Source organism: uncultured Castellaniella sp. (assembly GCF_937988725.1).
In the GTDB taxonomy this organism is placed as follows: Bacteria; Pseudomonadota; Gammaproteobacteria; order Burkholderiales; family Burkholderiaceae_B; genus Castellaniella.
The window spans coordinates 239,401-261,995 of sequence record NZ_CALKHS010000010.1 but is presented as its reverse complement, the minus strand read 5'-3'; the positions used below and the strand labels follow the sequence as shown (position 1 = coordinate 261,995).

The 22,595-nt window shown below is 62.9% G+C and carries 26 protein-coding genes; all 26 read left to right on the top strand.

The annotated features are described in order from the left end of the window. Nucleotides 1-9: 9 nt before the first annotated feature. The 26 genes from Q0263_RS11635 to Q0263_RS11510 all read left to right on the top strand — a co-directional run bounded on the left by Q0263_RS11635 (nucleotide 10) and on the right by Q0263_RS11510 (nucleotide 22,534). Entirely contained in the window at nucleotides 10-318 is a 309-nt protein-coding gene (locus tag Q0263_RS11635) for a high-potential iron-sulfur protein (RefSeq protein WP_298016138.1), read from the top strand. 40 nt (nucleotides 319-358) lie between these two features. Beyond that, nucleotides 359-1,030, top strand: coding sequence for a heavy metal response regulator transcription factor (locus Q0263_RS11630; RefSeq protein WP_298016136.1), 672 nt, complete (start codon nucleotides 359-361; stop codon nucleotides 1,028-1,030). After that, nucleotides 1,027-2,436, top strand: a complete 1,410-nt coding sequence (locus Q0263_RS11625; RefSeq protein WP_298016134.1) for a heavy metal sensor histidine kinase — start codon at nucleotides 1,027-1,029, stop codon at nucleotides 2,434-2,436. Before Q0263_RS11630 ends, Q0263_RS11625 begins: the two co-directional genes overlap by 4 nt. Nucleotides 2,437-2,743: 307 nt before the next feature. Next, nucleotides 2,744-4,060, top strand: a complete 1,317-nt coding sequence (locus Q0263_RS11620) for an integrase arm-type DNA-binding domain-containing protein (protein ID WP_298016132.1) — start codon at nucleotides 2,744-2,746, stop codon at nucleotides 4,058-4,060. 151 nt (nucleotides 4,061-4,211) lie between these two features. Beyond that, on the top strand, nucleotides 4,212-5,111 hold the full coding sequence (locus Q0263_RS11615; protein ID WP_298016130.1) for an Abi family protein: 900 nt from the start codon (nucleotides 4,212-4,214) through the stop codon (nucleotides 5,109-5,111). A gap of 57 nt (nucleotides 5,112-5,168) precedes the next feature. Then, entirely contained in the window at nucleotides 5,169-5,462 is a 294-nt protein-coding gene (locus tag Q0263_RS11610) for a hypothetical protein (protein ID WP_298016128.1), read from the top strand. Nucleotides 5,463-5,624: 162 nt separating this feature from the next. Beyond that, nucleotides 5,625-6,302 (top strand): TrbM/KikA/MpfK family conjugal transfer protein, encoded by a 678-nt coding sequence (locus Q0263_RS11605; protein ID WP_298016126.1) that lies wholly within the window; start codon nucleotides 5,625-5,627, stop codon nucleotides 6,300-6,302. A gap of 12 nt (nucleotides 6,303-6,314) precedes the next feature. Next, nucleotides 6,315-7,013, top strand: coding sequence for a lytic transglycosylase domain-containing protein (locus Q0263_RS11600; protein ID WP_298016124.1), 699 nt, complete (start codon nucleotides 6,315-6,317; stop codon nucleotides 7,011-7,013). Nucleotides 7,014-7,136: 123 nt separating this feature from the next. After that, nucleotides 7,137-7,457 (top strand): TrbC/VirB2 family protein, encoded by a 321-nt coding sequence (locus tag Q0263_RS11595; RefSeq protein WP_298016122.1) that lies wholly within the window; start codon nucleotides 7,137-7,139, stop codon nucleotides 7,455-7,457. Nucleotides 7,458-7,460: 3 nt separating this feature from the next. Continuing rightward, nucleotides 7,461-7,865 carry a VirB3 family type IV secretion system protein gene (locus tag Q0263_RS11590; protein WP_298016120.1) on the top strand — a complete coding sequence of 135 codons (405 nt, stop codon included), beginning with the start codon at nucleotides 7,461-7,463 and terminating at the stop codon, nucleotides 7,863-7,865. After that, entirely contained in the window at nucleotides 7,862-10,291 is a 2,430-nt protein-coding gene (locus tag Q0263_RS11585) for a VirB4 family type IV secretion/conjugal transfer ATPase (protein WP_298016118.1), read from the top strand. Before Q0263_RS11590 ends, Q0263_RS11585 begins: the two co-directional genes overlap by 4 nt. 110 nt (nucleotides 10,292-10,401) lie before the next feature. Further along, nucleotides 10,402-10,953: a hypothetical protein gene (locus Q0263_RS11580; protein WP_298016116.1), complete on the top strand. Its 552-nt coding sequence runs from the start codon at nucleotides 10,402-10,404 to the stop codon at nucleotides 10,951-10,953. Nucleotides 10,954-11,143: 190 nt separating this feature from the next. Further along, nucleotides 11,144-11,524 (top strand): hypothetical protein, encoded by a 381-nt coding sequence (locus tag Q0263_RS11575; RefSeq protein WP_298016114.1) that lies wholly within the window; start codon nucleotides 11,144-11,146, stop codon nucleotides 11,522-11,524. A gap of 37 nt (nucleotides 11,525-11,561) precedes the next feature. Continuing rightward, a complete protein-coding gene (locus Q0263_RS11570; RefSeq protein ID WP_298016112.1) occupies nucleotides 11,562-12,266 on the top strand; it encodes a type IV secretion system protein in 705 nt (234 codons plus the stop codon). Between the two features lie 72 nt (nucleotides 12,267-12,338). After that, on the top strand, nucleotides 12,339-13,229 hold the full coding sequence (locus Q0263_RS11565; protein ID WP_298016110.1) for a type IV secretion system protein: 891 nt from the start codon (nucleotides 12,339-12,341) through the stop codon (nucleotides 13,227-13,229). A gap of 102 nt (nucleotides 13,230-13,331) precedes the next feature. Continuing rightward, complete coding sequence (locus tag Q0263_RS11560) at nucleotides 13,332-13,469, top strand: conjugal transfer protein (protein WP_298016108.1); 138 nt, start codon at nucleotides 13,332-13,334, stop codon at nucleotides 13,467-13,469. Nucleotides 13,470-13,472: 3 nt separating this feature from the next. Continuing rightward, nucleotides 13,473-14,159 (top strand): virB8 family protein, encoded by a 687-nt coding sequence (locus tag Q0263_RS11555; RefSeq protein WP_298016106.1) that lies wholly within the window; start codon nucleotides 13,473-13,475, stop codon nucleotides 14,157-14,159. Nucleotides 14,160-14,186: 27 nt separating this feature from the next. Further along, nucleotides 14,187-15,104 (top strand): TrbG/VirB9 family P-type conjugative transfer protein, encoded by a 918-nt coding sequence (locus Q0263_RS11550; protein WP_298016105.1) that lies wholly within the window; start codon nucleotides 14,187-14,189, stop codon nucleotides 15,102-15,104. Next, nucleotides 15,101-16,258, top strand: a complete 1,158-nt coding sequence (gene virB10 / locus Q0263_RS11545) for a type IV secretion system protein VirB10 (protein ID WP_298016103.1) — start codon at nucleotides 15,101-15,103, stop codon at nucleotides 16,256-16,258. The genes Q0263_RS11550 and virB10 overlap by 4 nt, the downstream gene beginning before the upstream one ends. Further along, entirely contained in the window at nucleotides 16,236-17,255 is a 1,020-nt protein-coding gene (virB11, locus tag Q0263_RS11540) for a P-type DNA transfer ATPase VirB11 (protein ID WP_298016101.1), read from the top strand. The genes virB10 and virB11 overlap by 23 nt, the downstream gene beginning before the upstream one ends. Before the next feature lie 175 nt (nucleotides 17,256-17,430). Then, nucleotides 17,431-18,351, top strand: coding sequence for a TrfA (locus Q0263_RS11535; protein ID WP_298016099.1), 921 nt, complete (start codon nucleotides 17,431-17,433; stop codon nucleotides 18,349-18,351). A gap of 431 nt (nucleotides 18,352-18,782) precedes the next feature. Beyond that, on the top strand, nucleotides 18,783-19,253 hold the full coding sequence (locus tag Q0263_RS11530; RefSeq protein WP_298016097.1) for a hypothetical protein: 471 nt from the start codon (nucleotides 18,783-18,785) through the stop codon (nucleotides 19,251-19,253). A 20-nt stretch (nucleotides 19,254-19,273) separates the two neighbouring features. Continuing rightward, complete coding sequence (locus Q0263_RS11525) at nucleotides 19,274-19,753, top strand: hypothetical protein (RefSeq protein WP_298016095.1); 480 nt, start codon at nucleotides 19,274-19,276, stop codon at nucleotides 19,751-19,753. Nucleotides 19,754-19,757: 4 nt separating this feature from the next. Next, the gene (gene stbB, locus Q0263_RS11520; RefSeq protein WP_298016093.1) at nucleotides 19,758-20,465 is read left to right on the top strand and encodes a StbB family protein; all 708 of its coding nucleotides are present in this window, start codon (nucleotides 19,758-19,760) and stop codon (nucleotides 20,463-20,465) included. Between the two features lie 7 nt (nucleotides 20,466-20,472). Continuing rightward, entirely contained in the window at nucleotides 20,473-20,919 is a 447-nt protein-coding gene (locus Q0263_RS11515) for a hypothetical protein (RefSeq protein ID WP_298016091.1), read from the top strand. 16 nt (nucleotides 20,920-20,935) lie between these two features. Further along, nucleotides 20,936-22,534, top strand: a complete 1,599-nt coding sequence (locus Q0263_RS11510) for a type IV secretion system DNA-binding domain-containing protein (RefSeq protein WP_298016089.1) — start codon at nucleotides 20,936-20,938, stop codon at nucleotides 22,532-22,534. The last annotated feature ends 61 nt before the right edge of the window (nucleotides 22,535-22,595 follow it).

Below are 22,595 nucleotides of genomic sequence, written 5' to 3'. Positions count from 1 at the left end.
GAGATCACCATGAAAAACGCGCAACCACGCGTCATCCCGCGCCGCCAGGCCCTGCGCGCGCTCGCATTGACGGCGGGCGCCGCCGCGGCGCTTCCCCTTGCGGGATTGCTGGGCGGTTCTCGCGCCGTCGCGGCGGAAAGCTCGGGCAAAGCCAGCAAGGCCGAAGTGAAGTACCAAGACCACCCCGACGGCGCAGCCTTCTGCGCCAACTGCGCCAACTTCACGCCGGGGCCCGCTCCCGACGCCCCCGGCGCCTGTCTCGTCGTGGCGGGCGAAATCAGCCCCAAAGGATGGTGTCTCGCCTATGCCGCAGGCTGATGCCGCCCTAAAATAGCGCTTTCGCGGCAGAGACTTGCAAATGGCCATTCTCGTCATCGAAGACGACATCAAAACGGGCAACTACCTTCAGAAAGGCCTGTCCGAGGCGGGCCATCACGTGGATCTGGCGCGCAACGGCATCGACGGCCTGCATCTCGCGCGCGAACAGGACTACGAGCTGCTGATCCTGGACGTGATGCTGCCCGGAAAGGACGGCTGGCAGGTGATGGAGGAAATACGGCGCTCATCGGATGTGCCCGTCATTTTCCTCACCGCGCGGGACCAGGTGGACGACCGCATTCACGGCCTGCGACTGGGCGCGGACGACTATCTGGTCAAGCCATTTTCCTTCACCGAACTGGTCCTGCGGATACAGACCCTGCTGCGTCGCGGCGTGAAGCACGAATCCGCCACCCTGACGCTGGCGGACCTGGAGCTGGACCCGATCCGGCGCAGGGTCACGCGAGCGGGCACCGCCGTCGCGTTGACGAACAAGGAATTCATGCTCCTGCACCTGCTCATGCAGAGACAGGGTGAGGCGCTGCCGCGCACCGTCATCGCTTCGCAGGTGTGGGACATGAACTTCGACAGCGACACCAACGTGGTGGACGTCGCGATCAAGCGCCTGCGCGCAAAAATCGACGCTCCCTTCGACCCGAAGCTGATCCACACGGTGCGCAGCATCGGTTACATGCTCGCGGAGCAGCCGTGAAGCTTCCGGCGCCGCAATCGCTCACGGCGCGCACCGCCATTCTTTTCACCCTCGTCTCCTGCCTGGTGGTGTCCGGCCTGGGGCTGTATCTGTATACCTCCGCGAAACAGGCGCTCGAAACGCGCGCGGACTACACGCTCGTCGGCCGCGTGGAGCGCTTTCGCACGTTGCTGCAGGATCTCTACAACGTCCGGCAGATGGAACAACGCCCGGCCCTCTTCGAGAGCATGCTGGGCAACGAACAGGATGTGCGCATCTTCCAGCGCACGGGAGAAAAGCCGTTCATCGACGTGAATCCCGACCGCATGACGGTGCCTTCCCTGACGCCCGTTCCGGTGGACCGGGAAGTGAGCGTCGGGGCGCTGCATGCCGGGACGCGCGCCGATGGCGTCGGTGTGCGCTGGGTGTCGGCGCTGGCCACCGTGGGAGGCCAGGCGGGCACGGTCAAGATCACGGCCGCCTATGTCATGACCCAGGAGTCGCGGATGCTCGCGGTCTACCGGCTGCGCGTCATGGGCGCCATCGCGCTCGCCGCGCTGCTGAGCTCGCTGCTGGGGTTCCTGCTCCTGAGGCGCGGCCTGAGCCCGCTGGACGTGATGAGAAAACGCGCCAGGCAGGTCTCCCCCGCCAACCTCGCCGTGCGGCTGCCGGAAGAAGACATGCCTTCCGAACTGCGCCAGCTCGCCCGCACGTGCAACGCCATGCTGGACCGCATCCAGTCGGGCTACGAGCACCTATCCCAGTTCTCCTCCGACCTCGCTCACGAGATCCGCACTCCGGTCAATGTCCTGGCGGGGCAAACCCAGGTGGCGCTGACGCAGCCGCGAAGCGCCGCCGAGTACGAAGCCCTGCTCGCATCCAATCTCGAAGAGCTGACGCGCATCACGCACATCGTGGAGAACATCCTGTTCCTGTCGCGCACCGACCATGGCGCCGTCACGCTCGAGCGTCAGCCCATCGCGCTCGCCCCGGAACTGGAAAAAACCGCGGAATATTTCGAAGGCCTGGCCGAAGAACGGGGCATGACTTTCGAGATCGAGGCAAGCGGCGCCGCCCATGTGAACGCGGTCATGTATCGGCGCGCCGTCAACAATCTGGTCATCAACGCGATCCGCTACGGCGACGCGGGCACCCGCATACGCCTGACGGCGCATTCCGGCCCCAGCGGGCTTACTGTCACCGTCGAAAACCAGTGCCCTCCCGTGACACAGGAAGAAGCCGAGCGCATGTTCAGGCGCTTCTACCGCGGGGATGCCTCCCGCAGCCTTCCCACCGAATCCAGCGGCCTGGGCCTGGCCATCGTGGCCGCCATCATGGACATCCACGGCGGCAACGCGCGGGTCGAGACCCAAGGCGACGGGCGCATCCGGTTCCGCCTGGATTTTCCGGCAGGAAGCGCGGAATGAATCCGCCATCCGCCCGGTTCGTCTCGTTCGGGCGTGACAAGGCGCCGTGCTGATACCATAGTCGTCCTCGCGCAACACCCAGAAACAGGACCGGACCATGAAACTCGCCACCTGCACTGCTGATTAGCGTCTCAAGTTGCACCAATACGTTCCTAACGTGCTGATATTGCGCGGCAACGTCTTGAATACTGGTTTCCGAACATGCCATGATGTCCCCTGACATCGAACCCGAACTGGGTAGCCAGGTGGGTAGCTAGCCGCAATATCTGCGTGCTAGCTACCCAGATCACCTGGCCAGGGAACAGGCTTGGCAAAATCAACGAACAAACTCACAGACATCCAGCTACGCAACTGGGTTTCGCGCGGCGATCCAGTGGCACGCTCGGACGGTGACGGACTCACCTTCACGCTCTCTCGCGCCGGTACTGCAACCTGGGTGCTGCGATATCGTCTGGGCACCCGCCACAACGGTCAGGTGCTGCGGCGAGAACTTACGATCGGCAACTACCCCGACATCTCCTTGCGCGAGGCACGGGAACTGGCCAGCAGACACCGCGCCGCCATCGATACAGGCGAAGATCCGGCGACCAACAAGCAAGTGGGGAAAACTCAGATCCGAACCGACTGGACCGTACGCGAACTCGTGCGGGACTATCAGAGCAAGATCCTGGTTGAGCCGCACTACGCAACAAAGACGATTGCATATCGAAAGGCGGACTACAAGCAGGTCATCCTGCCGCTACTCGGCAGACGCCCGGTATCCAGCGTCACATCCACCGACATCGTCGAAATGCTCGTGTCAGCACAACGCAGTTGGACCATCAGCAAGCGCATCCTGACGTCGGCATCCATGGCCTTCGACCACGCCTGCGGGCAAATGCTGATCCCTGCCAACCCCTGCACCGGAATCCGCCTCTCTGCTGTTCTCGGACCTCGCCCCCCGGTGCGCAAACGCATCATGCTGCAGGAGGATGAGCTCAGGGTTCTGCTACCGGATATCGACGTCATCGGCATCGAGAACGCACTGGCCTTCCGCATTCTGCTCGCCACCTGCGTACGCGGCATCGAGCTGGCCAGGGCAAAAAAGGAGCACCTGTTCCTGGATCGCGGGATCTGGTGGATTCCTGACGAGTCGGTCAAGACCCGAAAAGGATTTCTGGTTCCCATCGTCCCGGCCGTCGCGTCGTGGTTCCAGGCACTGGTCAACTTGTCCGGCGATTCCATCTACCTGCTGCCTGCTCGCCAGGAGCGGCGGCGGCGCAATCAACAAGGGGACACCCACGTTGGTTCCACCACCCTGTGGGCTGCCTTCCGACGGGCTTTCGACCGTCGGGAGATTCCCATCCGGCAATTTACGCCACATGACACCCGATCAACCGCCAAGGGGCACCTGAGAAACATGGGCGTTTCCAGGGAAATCTCGGAGATCGCACTGAACCATACGCTCAAGGGCATGGAAGCCATCTACGATGTCCGCGAAGAAATCCCCGAGCGGCGACAGGCGCTGACCATGTGGGCGGCGTTTCTGGTTGCATGCGAGGCGGGAGCACCATCCCCGCAAGCCTCCGTATCCACAATCAGCAACATCATCCAGTTGAGAAAGGCAGCAGGAGCCAGAGCATGAGACCCAAATTGAGCTTCCATTCGTCGCCCGAGTCGGATATAATCCTTCATGACAAAACCCGCCAAGGCTACGTACGAAAGTACGCCCTCAAACCGGCGGGTTACTCATTTCCGGCCCCAGAAAAAGCAAGCAGAACACGGACGGGCCCACAATGACACACCAGCATCATCCCTTCGCCAAGCCCGCGACAAACTATGCTGAGCAGGTAGCCATCCTCGAACGACGGGGGATGCGTGTCGATGATCATGCAGCAGCCGAATTCTACCTGCAGCACCTGAACTACTACAGGCTCAGCGCCTATTGGCTGCCCTTCGAGACCACCCACGCACCCCACGCGTTTGCCCCCGGGACCCGATTCACCGACGCCCTCAACCTGTATCTGTTCGATCGCAACCTGCGTCTGCTGATGCTTGACGCGATAGAACGCGTCGAGGTGTCGATCCGAAGCCAGTGGGCATATCAAATGTCCCATCGACACGGCCCCCACGCCTACCTGGACGCCAGCCTGGCAGCAAACCGAGGCCGCTGGGAATCTAATCTCGCCAAGCTCGAAAAGGAAGTGCAAAGGTCCGACGAAGTTTTCATCCGTCACCTGCTGGCAACGTACTCGGAGAAACTGCCCCCAGCCTGGGCCGTATGTGAGGTCATGTCCCTGGGCCTGCTCTCGCGCTGGTACGGCAATCTCAAGCCTATGCCCACTCGCAGTGCCATCGCATCGGTCTACAGCGTCAACGAACGAGTCCTGGGTTCCTGGCTGCACCATTTGACGACTGTCCGGAACACGTGTGCACACCACGGCCGCCTATGGAACCGGGAATTCACCGTCACACCACTCATTCCAAAGACGAAACCGCTGAGCCTGCAGCACCAATTCCAGCCTGGGTCACGTCGGCTATACAACACACTGACGATCCTGCTGCACTGCATGGATATCGTAGCTCCGCAACACAGCTGGAGGCGGCGGCTGAAGACCCTGATTGAGCAGCACAGCCCGCCCACTCGGGCCATGGGCTTCCCGCCACAGTGGGATCAATTCCAGATTTGGCAGTAAGCAAAACGGTCACCAACACCTACCTATCCAGTGAGCTGGCCCTACCGAGGACCCACCATGAACGAACCTCTCTCCGAGGTCATCCGCATCCGGGTGACCCCGTCCCATGCTGCGCGCCTGGGCGAGGCAGCCGCCCTGTCCGGGCTGTCCCTGTCCAACTATGTCCGGCGCCGCCTGGTGTCTGACGACACCTTGCAGGAAGAACTGACACTGCTGCGTCAGGTGATCGCCAGCCTGGATCAGCTGCGCGATACCCGTATCGCTGCTATAGAAACCGTCCATCTGGTGCGGGCCATGGCCAAGCCGGAACAAATCGACCAGGCACAACAGAACCTGCAACGCTTGCGCTGATCTACAATAGTCAACAACAAGACCCGCCAAGGCTATGCGCAGTGCGCATCCTCAAACCGGCGGGTTACTCATTTCTGCGCCCCTAATTAGACCAGCGCGGTCTACGTCTCATTCCAAGCCCAACTGCGGCTATCTGTTCCCCCTTCCCCCGGAGACATCCCCATGCAAACCCTTCCCGCCCTGCGGGCTGGGGCGCTGGCGTTCGCCTGCGCTCTGGCTCCTGCCGCCCATGCTGCCGACGCCACCGACCTGCTGACCGGCATCCCGCGCCTGGCCTGCGAAGCCACGCTGTGCCTGTCCTCCAGCCTGCGGCCTGGTGAATGCAGTCCATCGCTGGAGCACTATTTCGGCATCAAGCGATTCAACCGCCACGGCCTGGACTGGGGTGCAACCGTCGCTGCCCGCCGATCCTTCCTGGGCCAGTGCCCGGCGGCAGCCGATCCAGGCATGCCGGAACGGGTGGAGGCCATCTCGCACGGCGCGGGCAAATGCGATGCCGACTACCTGAACCGCAGCTATGCCGACACCGCCTACAAATGGCGCAAGAGTGGCTATCGATATGATGCCGCGACCGGCAATCAGGAGCCCATCTACGAAGTTCAAGCACTATCCACGGTGACGCTCACCCAGCTGCCGACCTGGTGCGTGGCCTACAACGATCACGACTGGACCTATGAACTGTCCGTGCGCTATGTGGGCAGACCCACGATGGGCGGCCGCTGGGTCAAGGCCGAAGACTACGAGGCCGCCCAGGCTCGCTGGGATGCAAAACACGGCGGCCAATGGGCCCAGGGCTGGAACTTCTCGATGTCTGACCCCAGGCAGCGGGCTGGCCTCTGAGCGAGGGGACCCATGCTTGCCGAACTAGCCGCCCTGGCCCTGGCCTGCGCACCCAATATCCACCCGGTCACCCTGGAAGCCCTGATCCGGCATGAATCCGGTACCCGACCCTACGCCATTGGCGTGAACCGCAAGGGCAAGGCCTTGTCTGAGCAACCACACGATCTGGAAACTGCAAGCCAAGTCGCCGAAGATCTGATCGCCGAAGGCATCGACTTCGATGCGGGCCTGGGCCAGATCAATGTGCGTAACTGGAACTGGCTCGGCCTCGACAGCACCACGGTCTTCGATCCCTGCCGGAATCTGGCGGCCGCCCAGACGGTGTTATCTGATTGCTATGCCAGGGCGCTGAATGGCCATCGGGATCAGCAGCAAGCCCTGCGGGCGGCACTGTCCTGCTACAACACGGGCAATTTTCGCCGAGGCTTTGCCAATGGCTATGTGGGCAAGGTGCTGGCACAGGCCGGGATCCGGGTGCCGGCGCTGAAACCCGTAGCTCAACCCGGCGGCCCATCAGTGGATCCCGCAGCCGCTCTGGAAGCGGGCACTGCCGCATCACATCCGGCCGCTACGACGGCGGGCAACGATTCGGAAATTCCGGATCGTTCACCCAAACTGCAAGACGAATCCTTGAAAGCCACACCCCAAGGCAGCCCAGACGGCTTCACCGCCAACCCGGCAGCCGACGGCTTCACGCAACCTGCCCGCTGATTCAGCCCCCTGACCCAGACCGCTGACCAGGCCATCAAACCTGCGTCAGGCCTGACCCGATCACTTTCCATTCCTTTTCCCATCACCCCAGCGCACCGCAGCGCCTGGGGCAGGAGTCATGCCATGCCGATACTGCAACGCATCAAGAACAAGACACTTCAAGGGCGATTCGCCCGCACCCTGGCGACACTCTGGATACTGGTCGGGGTCCATCAGGGGGCATTCGCCCAGTCCATGGGCGGTCTTTCACGCGCTCAGACAACGCTGCAGACCCTCAAAGACAATCTGGACATCATCCTGCCGATTGCCGCCGTCATCATCGGCGTCATCATCTTCGTGCTGTATTCCGCGGAAGTCATGAGGAAGGACGATGCAATCCGCTGGGGCATCGGCGTGCTGCTCGCGGGTTCCGCTGCAGAACTGGTCGTGCTGCTCTGGAAGTAAGCCATGGTCACACACACCAGCAGCCCACGGCCTGGCCACCAGGATGCCACCGGCCAGACACCCGCCACCCACCAGAATCCCAACACCTACCCCGTGTTCAAGGGCCTGGGGCGCAAGGCCACCTTCATGGGCATTCCCACCACGCTCATGCTCGGGGCCTTTGTCTGCGTGGCGGTCATCGCCATGACGGCGGGTCTCGCCTGGTGGGGACTGCTCTTTGTGGTGATGCCAGCGCTGGCCATTGCCACCCGCGACGACGACAAGGCGCTGGACATTCTGTGGCTGGAGTTCAAGACCCGCCGCATGAACCGCAACCAGCGCTTCTGGCGCGGATCCAGCTACGCCACCCAGGACTATCACTGCGATCGACCCTGGCGCAGCCTCATTCACCGAAGGACTCACTCATGACCGCAGCTGCAGCTCTCGCCGTCGATGAACGGCTGGTTTCCCGCTACCTGCCCTATTCCCACCACGTCACAGACCACATCATCGCATGCGACAACCATGAATACCTGGCGGTCATCAAAGTGGCGGGCCGTGCCCCGGACGCCTACGCGCAAGGCGAACTGAAAGAATGGATCGAAGCCCTGCACAATGTACTGCGCGGCCTGCCCATGGGGTCGTTGGGCCTGTATTCGCACATCATCCGCCGCCGGGTGACGGAATATCCGGAGAGCACCTTTGCGCAGCCCTTTGCCACCCGGTTCGATGCGGCCTACCGGGCGACGTTCGATACCTCGGGCCTTATGGTGAACGACCTGTATCTGACCGTGCTCATTCACCCGGTCGAAGACCCGGTCTTGGGCACCTTTGCGAGCCTGGAGAAGGCCAACGGGCAGCGCCTGGCGCACTGGCAGGCGGAATCCATCGAACGGTTGACCAGCACCCTGCGCGCGCTCACGGCGGGCCTGTACCGCTACGATCCGCAGATCCTTGGCATCGTGGACCGCAACGGCCTGGCCTTCAGTGAAACGGCTGAGTTCCTGAGCTTCCTGCTCTCGGGTACCCACCGGCCCGTGGCAATCAGCCAGGAGCGCCTGCGCGAGACCCTGCCCCATGCTCGACCGATTTTCGGGCGGCACGGGGAGCTCGGCGCACTGCGCACTGTGGCCGGATCCCGAATCTTTGGCATGATGGAATTGCGCGACTATCCCGAAGCCACCAAGCCTGGCCATCTGGACCGGCTGCTGGGCCTGCCCCATGAATTCGTGCTGACCCAGTCCTGGGGCAGCCACACGGGGGCCGCAGCCAAGAAGCTCGTGAAGAAGCACCACAAGCTGCTGGTCGATTCCGGCGACGATTCGGCGAGCCAAGTGGCACAGCTCTCGGGCGTGATGGATGACCTGACCTCGGCCCGTCTGGGGCTGGGGGATCACCACGCAACGATCCTGATTTACGGCGACACGGCAGAGGGTGTGCGCCAGGCGCTTGCTCAGACAGCCACGGCACTGGCCGAAGACGCCGTGGGCTTTCGGCCGCTGGATCGGGCCCTGGAAGCGGGGTTCTGGGCGCAGCTGCCGGGCAACTGGCACTGGCGGCCCCGGCCGGTGCCGGTCACCTCGCTCAACTTCCTTTGCTTTTCGAGCCTGCACAATCAGCTCACCGGCAAGCCCGCAGGCAACCCCTGGGGGCCGGCGGTCACCATGCTGAAGACCCAGACCGGATCGCCCTTTTTCTTCAACTTTCACGCCTCCACCGAAGACCTGGACGAGACGAGCAAGCGGCGGCCTGGCAACACCATGATCATCGGCATGACCGGCACCGGCAAAACTGTGCTGCAGGGCATGCTACTGACGCAAGCCCAGAAGTTTGGTGCAACCTGCGTGGTCTGGGACAAGGACCAGGGCATGCAGGTGCTCATCATGGCCCTGGGCGGGCGCTACTTCAACATCCGCCTAGGCGAAGCCACCGGCTGGAATCCGTTTCAGATGGAGCCGACCAAGGGCAACGTCGCCTTCATGGTGCGCCTGGTCGTGTACCTGGCCGAGCGCCGGGGCGAAGCGGTCAGCACGCGCCAGCGAGCCGACATCACCCAGGCGGTGCAGCAGCTGGTGACACTCATCGACCGGCCTGCCCGGACCTTGTCCACCCTGAACACGCTGCTCCCGAACCCCTACAGCGAGGACGAGGCGCACAGCACCATCCATGCGCGACTCGCCCCCTGGTGTCAGGGTGGGGAATACGGCTGGGTCTTTGACAATCCCGCAGATCACCTGGATCTGGAGACCACGAGCGGCAAGCCTGCGATCTTCGGGTTCGACCTGACCGAACTGCTGGATGACGGCGAAGTACGGGGGGCCGCCACCCTATACCTGAAGCATCGGATCGACGCCCTGCATGACGGGCAGCGCATCATCAATCTGTACGACGAGTGCCAGCATCCCCTGAAGGACGCGCATTTTCAGGAGTCCATGCAGGACGCGAGCCGAACCATTCGGAAAAAGAATGGGGTGCTCGCCTTTGCAACCCAAGAACCGGGCGCCATCACTGAAAACCCCGTGGGGCCGTCACTCGTGCAACAGACCGCAACGCTGATTTTGCTGCCAAACCCCAAGGCCCGCGCCCGCGATTACATCGAAGGCTTTGGCCTGACGCCTGCGGAATTCGCCCTGCTGCAAAGCCTGGGCGAAGCCAGCCACAAATTCCTGGTCAAGCAAGGGGCGAGCGTCACCGTGGCCCAGCTGGATCTGTCTGGCTGCGAAGATGAACTGCTGGTCTTCTCCGGCAGCCCGGACATGGCCGAGATTGCAGAACAGGCGGTGGCCCAGGCGGGGCCGGATCCCGCCGCCTGGCTGCCGGTGTACCTGGCTGCTGTCCGGCAGGCGCATCGGTAAACAGCCCAGCCACCAACGCCGCAGCAGGCCACTTCACAAAGCCTGCCAGACCATTTTCGTGACACCACGAAGATGATCAACCCATGGGCCACTCACAAGGAAACCACACCATGAAGCATGAACCCCATGCTCAGGATCGGCTGCGTGCAGACGAATCGCGCCGTCAGGATCTGGAGCAAGCCCGACAGGATCGTCATCACGACTCCGCCTTTTACGACCGTCTGGGTTTGACTGGCCCTAAGTCAGAACCCGACCCTCCCGAAGAACGCTTCCTGATTTCGATCTACGGCGAACGCTGGACGCCTGAAGACCGAGAGGCAGGTCAATTCAGCGAAGGCACCGCCGAAATCGAACGCGAAACGGTCGATGGGAACGAGCTGCAGCACATCGGCCAGCACTACGGCCTGGACCTGCCCTCTGCCTCCGATCCCCGGCACACGCCGTATCTCTGGTTTTCGTCCAGCACCCCACGCGAGGATCGGGAGTATTTCGGGCAAGGTGTACACAAGTATTACAGCCTGCACATCCACGAAGTGAATGGTCATCGGCCAGAACCGGCGGACATCCAGCACGTAGCTGATCTCATCGGCGTGCGCTTCGATCACCCTCTGCAGCTGCTGGCACCGACGCATGAACAGGAGGGCCCCGACCTATGTCTGTGACCCCTGCAAACCTTGACCGGCCACCCACCGCCGACGAAGCCATGGGCATGGCCTGGTGGAACATCCTGAAACCGACAGAGCGCGCGACCTGGCTTACAAAAGCTGGGCCCGCCTGCAGCGTGGCTGACGCCTGGGCCGCTTTCAAACGGCACCAGGCGAACCCTACCAACCCATCACCACAGGACACCCCATGAACCGACGACATTTCATTGCCGCCACCGGCGCCACCCTGCTGACTCTCCTGGCCGGATGCAAGACGGAGCCAGATGGGGAGAAGTTCATCGGGTATTGGAAATCGGACAGCAAATACGATCCCGACGTGATCCACATTGCCCGCAACGGCGACAGCTTCCTATTCACGGTGGTCGCAAAAGGGCCGCTGGGGGGCGATTATCAGGCACACAAACTGCCCGCCAAGCTGGATGGATCGGAGAACATCCTGATCGTGGGCGAAAAACGCATCGCCTATGACGAGAAGGCCGACATGATTGTCTCGGGCCAGATGAAGGCACGCCGCGCCACCGAAGCCGAGTATCAGGCCATCGCCAAACCAGCCACCACCCAGCCTTAACGCCAGCGCCTACGGGCGCATTCCCCGGAGATTTCCCATGACACGCTGCAAGCAATTCGCGGCGGGCATTGCCCTGTCTGCTGCTTTCATGAACCCCACCCACGCCAGTGGCATCCCCACTATCGACGCGGCCACCATCGCCCAGCTGCAGGAACAGCTGCTCACTGCCCGGGACCAGCTGAAGAACCTGACCGAACAGCTGGCCACCGCCAAAAGCCAGCTGGCTGCCTTCACCCAGTCCAGCGGCTATGGCAACGTCGTGGGCAACCCGGATATCCGCAACCAGCTACGTGCGGCCCTGCCCGCCAATGCTCAGGATCTGCTGGATCGCTCCGGCAGATCCAGCCTGGATAACGATGTCAGCCGGATCACTGATTCAGTGACCGCACCAGTAGACTTTCAGACCGACCGCGCCAAGCTGTCCCAACGCGCCCTGAATATCGAAGCAACCTCCAAGGCCATGAGTCAACGTGCCTACGATTCCATGACCCGGCGCCTGGCCAATGTGGACGCGCTGCAGGACAAGATCAACCAGACCGCCAACCCCAAGGAAATCGCGGAGCTCCAAGCCCGCATCCAGATCGAACAGGCCAATATTCAGGCCGAACAGGTCCGGATCCAGCTTGCCTCCCAGCAGCTGGAAGCCGAACGCAACCTGCTACAGGCCCGTGCCGAGCGAGTGTACGGAGGCTGGTTTGGTGACAGCGAGACTACCGGCGATGGTGCCGGGACGACTGAGTAAGGCCGCATCATGTCTGGCCTGACTCCCCCCATTACTCAGCCGACCGCACCCAGCGATATTGCCCAGTGGGTCATGACCCAGACCCAAAACACCCTGAACGATGCCGTCACGGGCCCCATGCAGGCCCTGTTCGAAGCCCTGATGCCAGTCATCGTCGTGGGGCTCACCCTGCAGTTTGTGGTGTATGCCTTTGCCCTGATGCACGGTCAGGGTGGCATGACCGTCACGGAGTTCTTTCGCAAGGCCATCATGGTCGCCATCATTTCGATCTTCTTCGGAGCCGGTGGCCTGTATCAGGCCGATATCGCCCAGGCCATGATCGCCTTACCGGACGATGTCACCCAGATTGCTCTGGGCACCGGCAGCGTGGCCGAGGAAGTGGACAAGCTGCAGACAGAGACCAGCAAGGCCTCCAACACCATGATCGGCAAGGGTGGCAACGGAGCCTGGTACAACGTGTTGCCATCCACCAAAGAAGTCTTGGTCAGCATCCTGGCCACCTTGGTGCGCATCAATGCCGCCGTCGTGGGCAGCATCATCATGGTGATTGTCGTCGTCTGCAAGGTAGGCATGGCTCTGGTCGTGGCCGCCGGGCCCATCTTCATTGCGGCCACCCTGTTTGAACCCACCAAGCCCCTGTTCAACAGCTGGGTCTCCCAGGCCCTGAACTTCGTGTTTTTGGCACTCCTGGCTGGACTCATCTTTGGCCTGCTGCTGCAATTGAATATCCAGCTGATCCGCATGATCGTCGATCAGATCAATGGCGGTGCCAAGGACATCCTGGGTCTGTACGGTGCCCAGCTCTTGGTCGGCATCGCCAGCCTGGTCGTCATGATCATGCTGCCCGGCCTGGCGGCTGGCCTATCCAACGGCTTCGGGGCCCGCCTGGGCATCGGTGCAGCCGCCCACGGAGCCTTCTCAGTGCTACGCCTGCGCGGCATGTTGCGCCCCCGCGCCAAGTAATCCCTCTGCCAAATCCCTGATCGCATCAGATCGGGGTCCGGCCCCCTTCCTTCCATCTCTGATCCGCCTGCCGCACCACGGCAGGCCAGGAGCCCTGTACCCATGAAATCCCTCATCGCCGCCCTGGCACTCACAGGGCTGCTGGCTGGCTGCGCCTTTCACGCGCCCCAGCCGCCGCAGCCCACCGATTCCCCCCGCGTGCCAGTGAACGCCACGCCGCCCTCGTTTGACGGAGCCTGAGCCATGGCCGAACCCCTCAAATCCGAAGACATCGCGGCCTACCTGGAGCGCTCCCGAGGCCTGGAGCGCGACCATCTGGGTGAACTCATCGCCAGCCGTAAACGGGCCTGGCAGGTGGCACTCGGCGCTGGCGTCCTGGCCCTGACTGCCGTGGGTGCCGTGCTGGGCCTCACGCCCCTGAAGCAGCCGCCGGAAATGTATGTGGTGCGCGTGGACGACGCCACCGGCAGCATTGAGCATGTCAGCCGCCTGGGCCAGCCGCTGGAGGACTACGGCCAGCGCATCGCCAAGTATTTCCTGAACAGCTATGTGCTGAGCTGCGAAGGCTACAGCTGGCAGACCATTCAGGAGCAGTTCGACACCTGCGCCCTGCTGTCATCGCCCCCCATCCAGACGGCCTACGGCAAGCGCTTTGAAGGCCCCGAGGCGGTCACCACCCGCCTGGGCACCCAGGGCACGGTGGACGTGCAGGTGCATTCCATTACGCTCGGGGCCAACCAGGCCGCCATCGTGCGCTTTTCCAAGACCGAGCGCGACATGACCACGGGCGAGACCACCAAGGTGCGCCACCTGATCGCCACCATGGCCTACCAGTACGCTGACGTGCCGCTCACCGAAGCCGTAGCCCGGCGCAATCCGCTGGGCTTTCAGGTGACGCGCTACGACCTGGCCGCCGATCTCTCGCGTTGATGCCCCACTGCGTCAGAAGGAAATCTCATGTTTGACCACCTCCCCAGCCGTCAGGCGCTGGCCCTGATGCTGTGCCTGACGTTTTCAGCGCCTGCCCTGGCCCTGGAAACCCCCAGAGCCTCGCGTCTGGATCATCGCGTGCGCTATGTAAATTACAACGCCGCCGATGTGATCCAGCTCGATGCCGTGATCGGTGTGGCCACCCACATCGTGCTGGCCCCAGACGAACGCTACGTCTATCACGTCTTTGGTGACAGCAGCGCCTATGCCTTCACCTACAAGGACAATCACCTGTTTTTCAAGCCCACGGCCGAGAAGGCGAACACCAACCTGATCGTGGTGACCGACCAGCGCGATTACAGCTTTCGGTTGTCCTACAGCGATAGCCGCGATGCCCCGGCCCTCTACAAGCTGGTCATCCGGTACCCAGACGCTGAAGCCCGCAAGCGCGACCAGGCTGCCCAGAAGGCTGCTGTCCAGCAGGCACTGCAAACCGTGGAAGGCCCTGTGAACTGGCTGGCCTACACCCGCAGTGGCGACGCGGCGATTGCCCCAGTCCACGCCTGGGACGATGGCCGCCAGACCTGGCTGCAATTTGCCCCTGGCGCAGACATCCCGGCGGCCTATCGGGTGACACCCGACGGCCAGGAAGTCATTACCAACTTCCATATGGCCGACGACCGCACCCTGGTGCTGCACCGCACTTCGGCTCTGTGGCATCTGCGCCTGGGCAATCTGGTGCTCGCCATTCACAACGAAACCTATGGTGCAACACCGCCACCGGCGCATACCGGGACGACATCGCCGACGGTCAAGCGGCGGGTCAAGGGCCAGTCTTCGCGGCCCAAGTCGGTCGAATCACAGGCAGTAAGCAGCCAGTCCTCGGGCATGCCCGTACCCTCTTTCCGGGTTCGAGAAGTGAGCCCAGCAAGGAATACCCCATGAACCGTGAACCATACGGCGGGCCGCTGAACGATGCGGCCAACACCCCTGACCAAGCGGGCCAACCGGACAATCCTGGCCACCATCACCCGAAGCTGGAGCGCGATCCCCTGGATCTGAGCGCGACCGGGCGCAGCACCCCGCGCGGCGCTCGGGCCTTTCTGTGGCTCACCATCCTCGTGGCCTTTGCGGTCGCCGCAGGCGTGCTGGTGAAGGCCTGGAGCCGCGATACCGAGAAGGCCGGCGCCACCGGCCTGGAGGCCGATCAAAGCGGCATCACCAACCGCCTGACAGCCCCCAAGGTCGAGCGCCCTGCCCCAGCAATCAAGCCAGAAGCACCGCCTCCAGCAGCAGAGCCAAGCCGCACCTACTATGTGCCGCCTCCCATGCCTGCCGCACCACCGCCCGTCGATGAAGTCGCCCAGCGCAGGCTGGCCAGTCCCTTGAATGCCGGTGCTGCCGATGGAAGCGCTGCAGCCAGCCACCCCTCGGGGCCCGGCGGGCCATTGGCCGATGCCGGGCCGCTTGCCGACAAGCTGCGGCCCCTGGAGCTCGCTCCGTCTGTCGCAGGTCAACTGAGCGACCGTAATTTTCTGCTCACCCAGGGCACCATGATCGACTGCACGCTGCAGACCAAGCTGGTCAGCACCCAGGCAGGGCTGTTGACGTGCCTCGCCACCCACGACGTGATGAGCACCAATGGCAAGGTGAAACTGATCGACGCCGGCACCAAATTCACAGGCTATCAGTCCGGCGGTATCGTGCAGGGCCAAGCCCGCGCCTTTGTCACCTGGAACCGGCTGGAAACTCCAGCAGGCGTCATCGTGAACCTCGGGTCACCGGGTACGGGACCCTTGGGCGAAGCTGGCCTGGATGGCCATATCGACAATCATTTCTGGCAGCGCTTTGGCAATGCCATCCTGCTCTCACTGGTCGGTGACTTCGGCAGCTGGGCGGCCAATCAGGGGCAGTCCGGCAGCAACAACATCCGGTTCGATAACACCCGAGAAGGCGGCCAGGAAGTTGTGGCCAAGATCCTGGAAAAGTCGCTCGACATCCCTCCCACCCTCTACAAGAACCAGGGCACACGCATCGGCATCATGGTCGCGCGTGACCTGGACTTCAGCCAAGTCTATGACCTTGAACCCATCCCCTGAGCCGCTGCCCTTTGACCGGGCGATTGCGGTCAAGACCTTTTTGCGGCCGCTCGCCCCCCACCTGGCCGATCCCGCAGTCACCGAGATCGCCATCGTGCGGGCAGGTGAGCTCTACACCCGCATCCGTGGGACCTGGCTGCTGCACGAGTGCGAGATGCTGACCTACCCGCATCTGGAAGCCCTGGCCACGGCCCTGGCGGCCTACAACCACATGGCCAAAGCACCAATTCTGTCGGTGCTGCTGCCGGGCGGCGAACGCGGCCAGATCGTGCAGCCCCCAGCCTGCCTGGACGGGACGATGGCCATCAACATCCGCAAGCACACCCAGGCGGCCTTTACGCTCGATGAACTGCAGGCCCAGGGGGCTTTTGAATCGGTGGCGGACACGGCAGCGGCGTGCACCGCAGGCAGTTTGTCTGACATCGACCAAGAACTGATAGCGCTCAAATCCACAGGCGACATCCCTGCCTTCCTGCACGCGGCCATCCAGGCGCGCAAGAACCTGGTCGTAGCCGGCGCTACGGGCTCGGGCAAGACCACCTTTGCCCGGTCGCTCATCGACCGCGTGCCCGTCGATGAACGGCTCATCACCATCGAGGACGTGCATGAGCTCATCCTGCCACGCCACCGCAACTGCATCCACCTCATGTATGGCGGCACGCGGGGCCGCGTGTCGGCCACCGACAGCCTGGCCGCCTGCATGCGCCTGTCCCCGGACCGAATTTTTCTGGCCGAGCTGCGCGGCCCCGAGACCTGGGACTACCTGGCCGCGCTGAACACCGGTCACCCGGGGTCGGTGACCACCACGCACGCGAACAGCGCAGCCGACACGTTCGACCGGCTGGCCGTGCTCATCAAGCAATCGCCCACGGGCGGCAATCTGAACCTGGCTACCATCCAGGCCTTCCTGCGCCAGACCGTGGACATCGTGCTGTATTTCGAGCGGTTCCGGTTGAAGGAACTGTGGTTCGAGCCGCGACGGCTTGGGCCTGGGTGACACAGTCCCCACCGATAAGGATTCAACACCGCCTGGCATTGGCCAGTGGTGCCTACCGTCCATTCATTCATCCACGGCCACGCAGCCCCGTCTGCTGGCCATATCCCCCTGTACCCGTGTGAGGCGCTGCACACGACCAGGCAGGCCTTCTACGGGCCTGTCTGGAGTATTTCCCATGCTGACCCACACCAGCCACCTGACCCGATCCCCAGCTGCCGCAGCCAAGCGCCTTGAAGACGCCATGCGCTTTGCCCACCGTAAAGCAGCAGAAGCCAAAGCTCAGTCACCCACCGCAGGGCTCGATATCCGGCCCTTCATCGTGCCCGGTATTTCCGAAACCTCCCGTGCCATCCCCAACCATATCGCCCGCTCTGGCATCTTCGCCCCCATCCGGCGCGGGGCCAGCATCATGCACAAGGAAACCGTCTTTCTGTCCGCACGCAACATTCAGATCACGGGCAGTGGCGAACAGTTATCCGAAGACCATGCCGACATCTGGATGCACGCCATGTACCTGCAAGCCACCTGCCCCGCAGGCCAACAGCTCATCGTGAACCGCGCGGATTTCCTGCGCGGGATCGGGCGCAATACCAGTGGGGCCAGCTACCAGTGGTTGCACGAAGGCATGAAGGATCTGGCCCGTTTTACCCTGTGCATCGAAGCCAGGCGGCCGGATGGCTCGGCCAAATACAGCTTCGGCATGCATCCGGCCTGCCGGGTACTGCCCATGATGGGCGGCTTTGACTACGCAGACGGCGTCTACACCCTGGTCATCGACCCACGCTGGGCACAGATCTTCGGCAACCGGGAATATGCCCTGATCGACTGGGAGACGCGCCAGAAACTGCGCGGCAATCTCGCCCGCAGCCTGCAACGCCTGATCGCCACCTCCGCCGACACGCAGCAGCGCTACAGCCTGCAGTGGCTGAAGGATCGTGCGCATCACACCGGACATCTGAGAAATTTCCGTGCCGCCTTGCTCAAGGCACTGGAAGAACTGACAGATCTGAACTTGATCGCCGGCCCCCAGATCGGACTGGAAAAAGGCCGGGAAGTGGCCAGCTGGGTCCGAAATAACGGCCGGTCAGCATCGTAATAACAAGGCGCTCGAAAGCCTGAAACCAGGACCAAAAATCGACCGAAATGAGCCTGTGGATAAGCGACCACGACCATCGTAATAAGAAGGCGGGCGCATCGTAATAACAAGGCGCCTTATCGTAATAAGAAGGCGTTTTCGTCGTAATAAGAAGGCGAGTGCAAGTACTGAAACGCAGCATTCATGCGGGTTTCCAGCCGTCCAAATCATGCTCTACCTTTCTTCTACCTTATTTCTACCAGAAGCGGTCTGTGGATAAGTCCATCTGCCGTCCAACCTGATCGCCTCATCCCCAGGCCATCTCAGCCTGCCACGCAGCGCAGCCGTTTGAACGGCTGCATCGGTCAGCAAGTGATCGACATCTGCCCACTCGGGCCACACCTCACCCATCCCCCCATCACCGCCCTGAACCTGCAGGGCCAGGAGTTCTCATGTCCCAGAACCCACATGCAAATCTCGACACCCGGCTGCTCGCCATCGCTCATCGGGCAGCCCGTGAAGGCATCGGCGCACTGAGCCTTGGCGAAGCGCTGACCGCCGCCCTGGTGCTGGATCGCAGCGACTGGCTGCAGGAGCGCGGCTACGGCATCGCCGACGCGCTGGATCGCATCGGTGGCGACTGGGCCGCCCGCATCCCGACGGTTGCCCGGCAGTTCCAGATGGAGCTGGCCCAGGCCCGGCTGCGCTTTTCGTTCGAGATCGTGCCGCGTGAAGGCGACGGCGAAGGCTACTTGCTGCGCCTGCTCGATCACAACCAGGAAGTCGGCTGCGGGCATTTCCCCGCCCGTGGCCAGTCCGTGCGCTTTGCCGACGATCAATGCGCCTACGACGAAGCCCACGCCGCAGGCCTGGCCTGGCTGGACGGCAAGCAAGCCGCCGTGCTGCCGGCCCTGCACCACTGAATCCTCACCCAAGGCCTTTCATGACTGACAACCCGCTCAAACCCGATCCCATCGCTCGTTATCGTGCCGTGCTGGAAAGCCTGGATCCGCGCCTGCGCCAGGCCGCGAAACTGCGGGCGCTCTACCCGCTCATCGAACCCCAGGTGGCTGCAGGCGTACCACACGCCGCCATCATGGAGGATCTGGCCGCCGCAGACCTGCCGGTGCAGCGCAACACCTACATCACCACGCTGCGCCGCTGGCGCAAGGCCAGGCGGCTGGCCGCTGAAGAAGCAAGTCAGGCAACCACCACACCCGCAGTCGAGCCCAACACGACACCCGCCGCCAAACCCACCCCGCCACTGGATGCCATCCAGGGGCGACCCAGCCGCATCCAGACCCCAGGGGATCTACGCAAGATCCGCGACATGCGCATCGACCTCGATGCCCTGCGCCGCGAAGGCCTGGCCAACCGGGCCAAGGCATCACAAGACACCGAAATCCAACACGACAAGGAATAACCCCATGAAAGTCGCAGTCCTGAACTACACCGGATCGGTCGGCAAGACCGTCGTCGCCTCTCACCTGCTGGCCCCCCGCATGAACGGGGCCCAGATCTTTGCGGTGGAGTCCACCAACGAAACTGGTGCGGACCTGGGCCTGGCAGTCGATCAGCTGCGCGGCGAACACTTCGGCAGGCTCTTTCGAGAACTGCTGACCCGTGACGATGCCATCGTGGATGTGGGCGCCAGCAACATCGAGGACTTCCTGACCCACATGATGCGCTACGAGGGTGCGCACGAAGAGATGAACTACTTCGTGCTGCCCGTCATCAACACCGGCAAGGCCCAGCGCGAAACCATCAAGACCGTGGCTGCTCTGGCCGAGCTGGGTGTGGATCCGGAGCGCGTGCGCATCCTGTTTAACCGGGTCGAGTCCAGTGTCGAGGATGAATTCCCCTCGATCCTGGCCTATGCAGCGAAGACCGGCGAAGTGCAGGCGAACCCCAAAGCCGCCATCTACGAGAACGAAGTCTTCGAGCTGCTGGCCGATCTGCGCACGACGCTTGCCGACGTGTTGGCCGACCAGACGGACTACCGGGCGCTCTTGAAGGCCGCTGACCGCAGCGATCACGCGCGGATTTCCCAGCTGAGCAACCGACACGCCTTGCGCGCCCTGGCCCAGCCCGTGGATCGGCAGATGAATGCAGCTTTTGCGGCGCTTTTTGCCTGATCCCGCCATGGACGCGCCCCATACCTCAGGCCCGGCCCCGGGTCATGCCCGCACGAAGCTGGATCTGCTGTACCACGACGTGCTGGGCGAAGTCGCCAGCCTTGTGGATCGGCTGGAAACCGTCAGCACAAGCCTGGATGCTGCCCAACAGCAAATCCAGGCCGTGGCCGACACCCAGCAGGTCCTGCCCCAGCAACTGGTCCGCCATCTCACAACCTCGCTGGAAGCCACCGCCAAGCCCATCCACCAGCAGCACCAGCAGGCCATCCAGGCCATGCTGGACGCGACTGGCACCCGACTGGATCACCTGGCCCTGGAGGCAGCCCAGTGCGCCCGCATCACGCACCATGCTGCCCGGCGCATGACGGTCATCGCCGTGATCATTGGCGGTGCCGCCGGTGTGCTGGGCGGGTTACTGGCAGGTCTGGCGCTGGGCCAGTGGCTGATCCCCTGATTCCAGGAAGGTACCCATGTCTACCCTGATCTCCCCCATCACTCGGCGGCGTATCGCCGCCTTTTCTCTGACGCTCTTTCCCATCGGGGCCTGGATGACCGCTGCCACCTACGGTAGCGGCATCGCCTGGCGCGACTGGGATCGACAGATGGCCTGGCATTTCGTGAAGCTCACCCCTGGTTATCCCCTGCTCTACGGGGCGTTAGGCGTAGGCCTGGTGCTGGCCCTGGCCTTGATTCTCTTTGTCGGCCGCACCGCGAAAACCGAAGGTTTCGAGGGGGCCGCCTACAAGCGTTTCGTGCGCGGCACCCGCATGACCACGGCCAAACACCTGGCAAAGCTCTGCACAGAACCCGGCAAGCAGCAGATCGATGTAGCAGGCATCCCCATGCCCACAGCGAACGAAAACCTGCACCTGCTGGTGAGCGGTGCCACGGGGTCCGGCAAGTCGGTGCTGCTGCGCAATATGGCGGCGTCCGTGCTGGCGCGATCACGCACGCATCGTCACCACCTGACCGGCCAACCGCCCATGCGCAATGACCGCATGATCGTGATCGACCCCAACGGCGATCTGCTGAGCAAATTCTGGCAACCCGGCGACGTGATCCTCAACCCCTACGACGCCAGAAGCGAGGGCTGGTCCTTCTTCAACGAAGTCCGCGCCGACTACGACTGGAAGCGCCTGGCGCATTCCCTAGTGCCCATGAGCCAGGACAAGAACGCCGAGGAGTGGAACGACTTCGGGCGGCTGTTGCTGCGCGAAACCGCCAAGAAGCTGCACCAGCTGCAGGGGACGGACGCCAGCATCATGGATCTGTTTCGGCTGTGCACCATCGAGGATCCCAAGGTGTTGAAGCAATTCCTGGAAGGCACCCTGGCTGAATCCCTATTCGTCGGCTCCAGCGAAGCCACCAAAGCCCTGTCATCGGCCCGGTTTGTGCTCTCCAACAAGTTGTCGGAACACACCAGCATGAAGCCCGGCCCCTTCTCCATCCGTGACTGGCTGGACAGGCCGGGCGGCGGAAACCTGTACATCAACTGGCGCGAAGACATGATGAGCTCCATGCGGCCCCTGGTGTCGTCCTGGGCCGATGTCTTCATCACTTCGATTCTGTCCATGCCCGAAGGCACCGGCAGGCGCTGGTGGCTCTTCATCGACGAGTTGGCCAGCCTGGAAGCCTTGCCATCACTGGAAGCGGGGCTCACCAAAGGCCGCAAAAATGGGCTGCGCATCGTGGCTGGCCTGCAGAGCACATCCCAGCTGGAACACCTGTACGGCAGGACGATGGCCACCACCATCCGGGCGAGTTTCCGCAACCTGGTCGTGTTGGGCGGATCCCGTACCGACCCGCAGACCGCCCGCGACATGAGCGAAAGCCTTGGCAAACACGAGGTCGAGCGGCCAAAATACAGCGTCAGCCGCAGTGTCGATCATCGGAATACGTCCGATAATATGGATCGGACAGTTGAGGATGTGGTGACACCGGCGCAGATTCAGGCGCTGCCGGTGCTGGAGGGGTATGCGGCCCTGGCGGGGAATTTGCCGGTTGCGAGAGTCAGAATGCCATTTCAGGATTTTGGCAACCAGACAGCGGCATTTCGAGACGAAGAATGACCACAGGACCGGCCAAGAGGACATCTAGCGCACTCAAGTTCTTAGAAAAACACCATCGATC